The sequence below is a fragment of the Streptomyces sp. MK37H genome (assembly GCF_018035285.1).
GTDB lineage: Bacteria > Actinomycetota > Actinomycetes > Streptomycetales > Streptomycetaceae > Streptomyces > Streptomyces endocoffeicus.
Genome location: NZ_JAAAYH010000342.1, coordinates 1 through 9,781, shown reverse-complemented (window position 1 = coordinate 9,781; position 9,781 = coordinate 1). Strand labels below are relative to the sequence as shown.

Below are 9,781 nucleotides of genomic sequence, written 5' to 3'. Positions count from 1 at the left end.
CATGTATCGCGGCCGGGAAGCCCACCCGCGACGGCCTTGAACAGGCCGTCGTGATCGTGGCCGGACAGACCCTCGCGGGGGCGGAAGCCCTCGACCTGGCCACCGCCCCGCCGGAGGAACTGTCCTACCACCTGGGCGCGGTGAAGCGCAGCCTGCGCAGCGTGCTCCAGCTGCTGGCCCCGGTCGAGGGGGAGGGCCGGTGAACGCCCACAAGGCCCGGCGCGGGGGCGAGCGGCCAAGGATGACGATGCGTGTCTACACGATGGCGCGCGACGGGATGGTGACCGCGCGGCGCGCGTTGGTGGCCGTGCTGGTCGGGGAGGACGTCAACCCCTACGCGTTGGGGCAGGCGTGGCCGCCCTGCCAGTGTCCCCGCCACTGGGAGGAGAACGCCGCCTACCGCTTCCGGCGTACCTGAGACGGCCGTCAGCACGCCGCGTCCGCGCGCGGGTGAGCGGACCGCCCCGTCACCTCACCGGCACCCTCGCCCACCGGAAACACCGGCATCCTCACCTCACCGGCACCGTCACCGAGCGCGGGTCGAAGCCGAAGGGGAGCTCCAGCCGGTGCTCGCGCATCAGCTCCTCGTCGCACAGCAGCTCCTGCGTTCCGCCGTCCGCCGCGATCACCCCGCCGCTGAGCACCACCGAGCGCGGGCACAGCTCCAGCGCGTACGGCAGATCGTGGGTGACCATCAGCACGGTCACCTCCAGGGACCGCAGGATGTCGGCGAGTTCGCGGCGCGAGGCCGGGTCCAGGTTGGACGAGGGCTCGTCCAGGACCAGGATCTCCGGCTCCATGGCCAGTACGGTCGCCACGGCCACCCGCCGCCGCTGCCCGAAGGAGAGGTGGTGCGGTGGCCGGTCGGCGAACTCCGCCATCCCGACCCGCTCCAGCGCGCGGCGCACCCGCTCCTCCAGCTCCGCGCCGCGCAGCCCGGCCGCGGCCGGGCCGAAGGCCACGTCCTCACGCACGGTCGGCATGAACAGCTGGTCGTCCGGGTCCTGGAAGACGATGCCCACCCGGCGGCGGATCTCGGCCAGATGCGCCTTCGCCACCGGCAGCCCCGCGACCGTGACCGTCCCGGCGCCCGCCGTAAGGATGCCGTTGAGGTGCAGCACGAGCGTGGTCTTGCCCGCGCCGTTGGGCCCCAGGAGCGCCACCCGCTCACCGCGGGCCACGGTCAGATCGACGCCGAAGAGGGCCTGATGGCCGTCGGGGTACGCATAGGCCAGACCGGCCACCTGGAGGGACGGCGGGGTGGTGGCGGAGTCGGTCATGGGAGCATCCATCCGGTCAGGCAGACCGCCAGCGCGGTCAGCGGGAGGGCGGCGGCGTACATCCACTGGGTACGGGACGCCGTCACATCGTCGATCACCGGCATGGTGCCCGTATAGCCCCGGCTGACCATCGCCAGGTGGACCCGTTCGCCCCGTTCGTAGGAGCGGATGAACAGCGCCCCGGCCGAGGAGGCGAGCACCCCCCAGTGCCGCACCCCGCGCGCCTCGAAGCCGCGCGACTGGCGGGCGATCCGCATCCGGCGCATCTCGTCGGAGATGACGTCCCCGTAGCGGATCATGAACGAGGCGATCTGCACCAGCAGCGAGGGCATCCGCAGCCGCTGCAACCCCAGCAGCAGGGCGCGCAGTTCGGTCGTGGACGCCAGGAGGACGGAGGCGGCGACGCCGAGGGTGCCCTTGGCGAGGATGTTCCAGGCGCTCCACAGCCCCGACTCGCTGAGCGACATCCCCAGCGCCTCCACCCGCGGGCCCTCCGCGATGAACGGCATCAGCACGGCGAAGGCCACGAACGGGATCTCGATCAGCAGCCGCCGCAGTACGTACCCGGCCGGTATCCGGGCCGTCGCCGCCACTCCGGCCAGCAGCACCGCGTACGCCCCGAAGGCCCAGACGGCCTCGCGGGGCGTGGAGACCACCACCGGCACGAAGCAGAAGACGGCGGCGATCTTGCAGTGCGGGGGGAGGGCGTGGACGGGCGACCGGCCCGCCCGGTAGAGCTTGTGCGCGTGTCCCGCACCCACGGTCAGCCCCGCCCGCTCTCGGCCGTCGCCCTGCGCCGCCGTATGACGATGAAGACCCCGGAGCCGACGGCGAGCGTGGCCCCGACCCCGATCACCCCGGCGAGCCCGCCGGAGAGCCGGGCGTCGGTGATGTCCTTGACGCCGTAGTCGGCGAGCGGGGAGTCCTTGGCGGCGTGGTCCTCCTCCTTCTGGTCGATCCCCTTGTCATGGGCGACCTTCTCCAGCCCGTCGGGGCTGGCGGAGGCGTAGAAGCTGACGACCCCGGCGCACAGCAGCGCGGCCGCGAGCCCGGCCCACCACACGGGCCGGGCCGACCGCCGTGGCGCGGCGGCGGGCTCGGGGGTCCCGGTGGGCTCGGAGGTCTCGGAGGTCGCCGCGGCGGGTTCGGCCGCCGGGCCCTCGGCCCGCGCCACCGCCCCCGGGGTGGCCGGGGCCAGCGGGCTGCTGCGGATCTCCAGCGGACGCGCGGTCACCCCCCGCGCCCCGTACACCAGATCCGGCCGTACGGCCACGACGGCGCCGACCGTCAGCGCGGTGATCGCCGCCTCGCCGATGCCGATCAGCACATGCACACCGACCATCGCCGCGAAGACCTTACCGATCGCCACATCGGCCGTGCCGCCGAGCGCGTAGATCGCCGTGAAGGCCACCGCCGCGGCCGGTACGGAGATCAGCGCGGCCACGAAGGACGCGACGGTGACCGTACGGCGGCGATGCGGGGCCAGCTTCACGATCGCGCGGAAGAGCGCGTACGCCACGACCGTGGTGACCAGGGCCATGTCCGTGATGTTGACGCCGAGCGCGGTGAGCCCGCCGTCCGCGAACAGCACGCCCTGCATCAGCAGCACCACGGAGACGCACAACACCCCCGTGTACGGCCCCACGAGTATCGCGGCCAGCGCCCCGCCCAGCAGATGGCCGCTGGTCCCGGTGGCCACGGGGAAGTTCAGCATCTGCACGGCGAAGATGAACGCCGCGACCAGCCCGGCCAGCGGCGCGGTCCGCTCGTCGAGCTCCCGCCGGGCACCGCGCAAACTGACCGCGACGGCCCCGGCCGCGGCCACACCGGTCGCCACCGACACCGGTGCGTCGATGAATCCGTCGGGCACATGCATGGCGGGACTCCGCTCCTGAGCTGCAGCTATCGGCCCGATGGTAGCCCGTACCTGCAAGTCGTTCGCAAGAGCGCCGATGTCGCGGGATCGCGCGGGCTCGCGGAAAACGCCGAACGGCGGCCTTCCTGGATCGGAAGGCCGCCGTCGGGCCGAGGCGTGACGCCAGGTGTTCGGACGCGGGTCAGACGCGGGTCAGCTCGGCGTCGGAGTCCTTGTCGCGCTGCTGGGCCGCGGAGGGCTGCTCGAGCTGCTTGCGCAGGCCCTCGCCCTCCACGTCCACGTTGGGCAGCGCCCGGTCCAGCCAGCGCGGCAGCCACCAGGCCGCCTTGCCGAGCAGCGCCAGCACCGCCGGGACGATGGCCATGCGGACCACGAAGGCGTCGAAGAGAACGGCGGTGGCGAGGCCGAAGCCGATCATCTTGATCATCGACTCGGAGGAGCCGATGAATCCCGCGAAGACGCTGATCATGATGACCGCGGCCGCGGTGACCACCCGGGCGCCGTGCCGGAAGCCGGTGACGACGGCCTGGCCGGGGCGCTCGCCGTGGACGTACGCCTCCCGCATCCGGGTCACCAGGAAGACCTCGTAGTCCATCGCCAGACCGAACACCACACCGATCATGAAGATCGGCATCATGCTCATGATCGGGCCGGTCTCCTCGACCCCGAACAGATCCGCCAGCCAGCCCCACTGGAAGACCGCGACCACCGCGCCGAGCGCCGCGACGACGGAGAGCAGGAAGCCGAGCGCCGCCTTGAGCGGGACCAGGACGGACCGGAAGACCACCATCAGCAGCAGGAATGCCAGTCCGACGACGAGCACCAGATAGGGCACCAGCGCGTCGTTGAGCTTCTGCGAGATGTCGATGTTCATCGCCGTCTGGCCGGTCACCAGCACCTCGGCACCGGTGTCGGACTTGAGACCGCTCGCCTTGTCCCGGATGTCGCCGACCAGGTTCTCGGTGTCGATGCTGCTCGGCTTGTACTTGGGGACGACGGTGAGCGTCGCGGTGTCACCGGCCTTGTTGAACGCGGCCGGGCTGACCCCCGCCACCCCGTCCAGGCCGGTGATGGTCTTACGGACCTGCTGGGCCGCGCCCTTGGCGTCATCGCTGCCCTTGGCGTCGACGACCACCATCAGCGGACCGTTGTAGCCGGGGCCGAAGCCCTCGGAGATCATGTCGTACGCCTGGCGCTTCTGGCTGCTGACCGGCTGCGAGCCGTCGTCCGGCAGACCGAGCTCCAGGCTGGCGGCGGGCAGCGCGGCCGCACCCAGTCCGAGCACGGTCACCAGCAGCACCAGCACCGGGCGGCGCAGCACGAAGCGGGCCCAGCGGGTGCCCATGTTGGGCTTCTCCTCGGGGGCGTCCGCGCCGCTCGCGGCGGCCGCCGCGGCACGCTCCTCCATACGCCGGCGCGCCTTGCGCCCGAACACCCGCTTGCCCGCGAAGCCCAGCACCGCCGGGATGAGGCTGATCGCGATGAGGACGGCGATGACGACCGTACCGGCCGCGGCGAAGCCCATCTTGGTGAGCATCGGGATGTTGACGACGGCGAGGCCGACCAGCGCGATGACGACCGTAAGGCCGGCGAAGACGACCGCGGAGCCCGCGGTGCCCACGGCCCGTCCGGCGGCTTCCTCCCGGTCCCGTCCCTCGGCCAGCTCCGCGCGGTAGCGGGAGACGATGAACAGCGCGTAGTCGATGCCGACCGCGAGGCCGATCATCATCGCCAGTGTGGAGGTGGTGGTGGACAGCCCCAGGGTGGTGGCGAGCGCGGTGATCGACGAGATGCCGATGCCGACGCCGATGAGCGCGGTCAGCAGTGGCAGTCCGGCGGCCACCAGCGAGCCGAAGGTGATGGCGAGAACGACCGCGGAGATCGCGATGCCGATGATCTCGGTGGAGCCGGTCTCCGGCATCTCCTGGAGCGCGTCACCGCCGATCTGCACCGTCAGCCCCGACTTCTGGGCCTTCTCCCCCACCTCCTTCAGACCGTCCTTGGCGGGGTCCTCCAGCTCCATGGCGTTGACCTTGTAGCTGGTCAGGATGTACGCCGTGGTGCCGTCCTTGCTGACGGCCCGGGCCTGGTAGGGGTCGGCGACCGAGGCGATCTGCGGCGAGCTGGCCTTGAGCTCGGCGACGGTCTTGGTGACCACCGCCTTGTTGGCCGGGTCGGTCATCTTCTCGCCGCTCGGGGCGCGGAAGACCACACGGGCGGTGGCGCCGTCCGCGTTACCCCCGGGGAACCGCTGTTCCAGCAGGTCGAATGCCTTCTGGGCTTCGGTGCCCGGGATGGAGAAGCTGTCGTTGGCGGGCTGGGAGGCGGTGGCGGCGCCGACGCCCGCGACCGCGAGCAGCGCCACCCATATCAGCGCGACGAAGCCGCGTCGCCGGAAGGCGAACCGGCCGAGTTTATAGAGGAATGTGGCCACGAGAAGGGGTGCTCCCGTCGGTTGGCTGGCAGGGCAGGGATGGGTGACCGAACCGGCGACGAGAGCGGCGCGCCGGCCGGGGCCTTATGTGGTTGTGCGGGGAGATCAGGGGGGAGTGGGGAGGTGAGAGGAAGGGCTATGCGGCGCCGAGTGCGGGGAGGATCACGGCGTCGATGTACTCCAGGAGATACGTCTGGTCCGGCTGCTTGCCCTCGACGAGCGGTCGGGTGATGAACGCGCCGCACATCATGTGCACGACGTAGTTCAAGGCGGGCCGGTCCGGGGCGACTTCACCGCGGTCGACGGCGCGCCTCAGCAGCGCGTGGAGCGCGTCGATCTCGGGGAAGATCAACAGCTCTCGCAGGGCCTGATGAAGGTCCGGGTTGTCGTGGCTTGCGTGGGCGAGTCCCCTCATCAGCGCGGCGTCCCGCTCATGGGCGGTCTCCGAACACCGCGCGATCTCCCGCAGGTCCCCGCGGAGCGATCCGGTGTCGACGCCTTCGAGCAGAACGGGCTTGGTGTGGCGCAGCGCGGTCGCGACCAGCTGCGGCTTGCCTTTCCACTGGCGGTAGAGCGTGGCCTTGCTGGATCGGGTGCGGGCCGCGACGGCGTCCATCGTCAGACCGTCGTACCCGACCTCGCCCAGCAGCTCGACCACCGCCTCGTACAGCTCCCGCTCCCGCTCGGGGGAGAGTCTGCTGCGGCGCACCCGGGCGGTGTCGCGGTCCTCCGTCGGCTGATCCGCGGTCCGCATGGGGTGTCGCCTCCCTCCGAACTTCCCAACTTCCGAACGAAACGGTTTCGTACTCCTCCAGCATAAGCCCGGTTCTATCGAAACTACGCCGTTTCGCTCGTGGTTTCGGTCACACAACCGAGTTGCTCCGAATGGCGTAGCTCGAAAACATGGGTGGGGTGGAGCCTTACGCATGCGACGACGACCAGGCGTACCTGCGATTCCCGCATCTGCACGGCGACTTGCTGTGCTTCGCGGCCGAGGACGATCTGTGGGTCGCCCCACTGACCGCCCCGGGTGGGCCACCCGGGCGAGCGTGGCGGCTGACCGTGGACCGTACCCGTGTCGGACCTCCCCGCTTCTCCCCCGACGGCTCCCAGATCGCGTTCACCACCTGGCGCACCCTCGACCCGGAGGTCTATCTCGTCCCCTCAGCCGGCGGCCCGGCCCGCCGGCTGACCTACTGGGGCAGTACGGACGCCACGGTGTGCGGCTGGACCCCGCCGGATCAGGACGGCGTCTCCCAGATCCTCGCGGTCTCCTCCCATGAGCAGCCGTTCTCCCACTTCTCCTGGGCCTACAGCCTGCCCACCGACGGCAGCCCCGGCGGGCGGCTGCCCTGGGGGCCGGTGGCCGACATCGCGGTGGCCGACCTCGACGGCGAGCGCCGCACGCTGCTGCTCACCGGCAAGCCGCCGCACGAGCCCGCCACCTGGAAGCGCTACCGGGGCGGTGCGATGGGCCGGCTGTGGCTGCACGGCACCCGGCTCGTGGAGAAGCTGAACGGCCATCTGGACGCGGCGATGTTCGTCGGCGGCCGGATCGCCTTCCTCTCCGACCACGAGGGCATCGGCAACCTCTACTCCTGTCTGCCCGACGGCACCGATCTGCGCCGCCACACCGACCACGCCGACTTCTACGCCCGGCACGCCTCGACCGACGGCTCCCGCGTCGTCTACCAGTGCGCGGGCGAGCTGTGGCTGGTGGACGATCTGAGCCCGGACGGCGAGCCGCGCAAGCTGGACGTACGGCTCGGCGGGGCGCGCACCGGGCGGCGGCCCTACCAGGTGCCCGCCGCCTCGCACATCGACTCGCTGTCGGTGGACACCACCGGCCGGGCCAGCGCGGTGTGCGTCCGCGGCAGCCTGTACTGGCTCACCCACCGCGACGGTCCCGCCCGCACCCTCGCCGACACCCCGGGCGTGCGGGTGCGGCTGCCCGTGATGCTGGGCTCGACCGGCCGGGTCGCCTACCTCACCGACGCGGAGGGCGAGGACGCCATCGAGATAGCGCAGCTGCCCCGGGCCACCGGCCCCACCGAGCCGCGCCGGCTGGCCGCCGGTCGGCTGGGCCGGGTGCACGAGCTGGAGCCCTCGCCGGACGGCGACCTGCTCGCGGTCGCCACGGGCGACGGGCGGCTGCTGCTGGTGGACACCTCCCCCGACGGGGACGGCGAGGTCACCGAGCTGATCCGGTCGGACAACGGCCCGGTGGGCGACCTGGCCTTCGCCCCCGACTCGGCCTGGCTCGCCTGGTCCCACCCCGGGATAGGGCGCTCCCTGCGCTCGATCAAGATCGCGCGGCTGGCCGACCGGACCACCGTGGATGTGACCAATGGGCGGTTCGAGGACGAGGAGCCGGTCTTCACCAGCGACGGCCGCTATCTCGCCTTCCTCTCCTGGCGCGGCTTCGACCCGGTCTACGACGTGCACACCGGCGACCTCTCCTTCCCGCTGGGCTGCCGCCCCTATCTCGTACCGCTGTCGTCCGCCACCCCCTCGCCCTTCGCGCTGTCCCCCGAGGGGCGCCCGGCGGCGGGCGGGCTGGACCCGGACGTCAGCGGGGGCGAGAGCGACGGCGACGGCACGGTGACGGTGGAGGTGGAGGGGCTGGCCAGCCGGGTCACGGCCTTCCCCGTCTCCGCGTCCAAGTACTCCTCGCTGAGGCCGGTCAGCGGCGGCGGGCTGGTGTGGCTGCGCTGGCCGATCTCGGGCGCGCTCGGCGAGACGTTCGCCAGCCCGGACGAGACCTCGAGCCGCCCCACTCTGGAACACTTCGACCTGGCGAAGGCCAAGCGCACCGAACTCACCGGTGAGCTGGACTGGTTCGTGGTCAGCGGCGACGGCACCCGGCTGGTGGCCTACGACGACGGCGATCTGCGCGCGATGCCCGCCACCGAGTCCGGCGACAGCGACTCCACGGTCCACCTCGACATGCGGCGGATCCAGCACACCGCCGATCCGGCGGCCGAGTGGCGGCAGGCGTACGACGAGGCCGGGCGCATCACCCGCCACTACTACTGGGACCCGGGGATGTGCGGGGTCGACTGGGACGGGGTGCTCGACCAGTACCGTCCGCTGGTCGAACGGGTCGCCTCGCCCGACGAGTTCGCCGATCTGCTCCGCGAGACCCTGGGCGAGCTGGGCACCTCGCACGCCTATGTCAGCGCCGCCCGGCGCAACGAGGGGCCGTCCCACTACCAGCGCCCCATCGGACTGCTCGGCGCCAACCTCACCCGCGCCAAGGACGGGCGGTGGGCGGTGGCCCGCATCCTGCCCGGTGAGTCCTCCGACTCCCGGGCGCGCTCGCCGCTGGCCGGTCTGGGCATCCGGGACGGTGCCGTGCTCACTCATGTCGACGGGCGCCCGGTGGACCCGGTGGCCGGTCCGTATCCGCTGCTCACGGCCGCGGGCGGCACGACGGTGGAACTGACCTTCGAGTCGCCGGACGGCGAGGGGCCACCGCGCCGGGTCGCGGTCTCCCCGCTGATCGACGACCGGCCGCTGCGCTACCAGGACTGGGTCGCCCAGCGCCGGTCCGTGGTGCGGGAGTTGAGCGACGGGCGGTGCGGCTATCTCCACATCCCCGACATGGGCGGCTCCGGCTGGGCGCAGTTCAACCGCGATCTGCGCCGCGAGATGTCGCTGCCCGCGCTGATCGTGGACGTCCGGGGCAACGCGGGGGGCAATATCAGCGAGCTGGTGGTGGAGAAGCTCACCCGCAAGGTCATGGGCTGGGACCTGACCCGCAACGCCCAGCCCGTGTCGTACTCCAGCAACGCCCCGCGCGGGCCGATCGTCGCGGTCGCCGACGAGGCGACCTCCTCCGACGGCGACATGATCACCGCGGCCTTCAAGATCCAGGGCATCGGGCCGGTGGTGGGGCTGCGCACCTGGGGCGGGGTGGTCGGGATGACCGGGCGTCACCGCCTCGGCGACGGCACGTCGATCACGGTGCCGATGAACGCCGCGTGGTTCGACGCCTACCGCTGGGGCGTGGAGAACTACGGTGTGGAGCCGGACATCGAGGCGCCGCGCTCCCCCGTGGACTGGGCGGAGGGCCGCCATCCGCAACTGGGGGTCGCCGTCCGTACGGCCCTCGATCTGCTGGAGCGGCATCCGGCCGCGACCCCACCGGACTACTCGGACGTCCCAGACCTGCGCCGCCCCCAACTGCCG

General features: G+C 72.0%; 7 protein-coding genes and 1 pseudogene. 3 read left to right on the top strand and 5 right to left on the bottom strand.

The window, feature by feature from the left end; translation table 11 throughout:
- A pseudogene (locus GWI24_RS33375) lies at positions 1 to 203 on the top strand (hypothetical protein); the annotation flags it as partial.
- Positions 200 to 418, top strand: a complete 219-nt coding sequence (locus GWI24_RS33370; RefSeq protein ID WP_210949793.1) for a hypothetical protein — start codon at positions 200 to 202, stop codon at positions 416 to 418. The pseudogene GWI24_RS33375 and the gene GWI24_RS33370, both read left to right, overlap by 4 nt.
- A gap of 91 nt (positions 419 to 509) precedes the next feature.
- Here the strand turns inward: GWI24_RS33370 and GWI24_RS33365 are convergent, their stop codons facing one another.
- The 5 genes from GWI24_RS33365 to GWI24_RS33345 all read right to left on the bottom strand — a co-directional run bounded on the left by GWI24_RS33365 (position 510) and on the right by GWI24_RS33345 (position 6,344).
- Positions 510 to 1,280: an energy-coupling factor ABC transporter ATP-binding protein gene (locus tag GWI24_RS33365; RefSeq protein ID WP_210949792.1), complete on the bottom strand. Its 771-nt coding sequence runs from the start codon at positions 1,278 to 1,280 to the stop codon at positions 510 to 512.
- Positions 1,277 to 2,041: a cobalt ECF transporter T component CbiQ gene (gene cbiQ / locus GWI24_RS33360; RefSeq protein ID WP_210949791.1), complete on the bottom strand. Its 765-nt coding sequence runs from the start codon at positions 2,039 to 2,041 to the stop codon at positions 1,277 to 1,279. The genes GWI24_RS33365 and cbiQ overlap by 4 nt, the downstream gene beginning before the upstream one ends.
- 2 nt (positions 2,042 to 2,043) lie before the next feature.
- Positions 2,044 to 3,156 carry an energy-coupling factor ABC transporter permease gene (locus GWI24_RS33355; protein WP_210949790.1) on the bottom strand — a complete coding sequence of 371 codons (1,113 nt, stop codon included), beginning with the start codon at positions 3,154 to 3,156 and terminating at the stop codon, positions 2,044 to 2,046.
- Between the two features lie 181 nt (positions 3,157 to 3,337).
- A complete protein-coding gene (locus GWI24_RS33350) occupies positions 3,338 to 5,590 on the bottom strand; it encodes an MMPL family transporter (protein WP_210949789.1) in 2,253 nt (750 codons plus the stop codon).
- Positions 5,591 to 5,726: 136 nt separating this feature from the next.
- Entirely contained in the window at positions 5,727 to 6,344 is a 618-nt protein-coding gene (locus GWI24_RS33345) for a TetR/AcrR family transcriptional regulator (protein ID WP_247617208.1), read from the bottom strand.
- 149 nt (positions 6,345 to 6,493) lie between these two features.
- On the opposite strand from GWI24_RS33345, the gene GWI24_RS33340 reads away from it, so the two are divergent.
- On the top strand, positions 6,494 to 9,781 hold a 3,288-nt coding region (locus GWI24_RS33340; protein ID WP_210949788.1), incomplete at its 3' end, for a S41 family peptidase.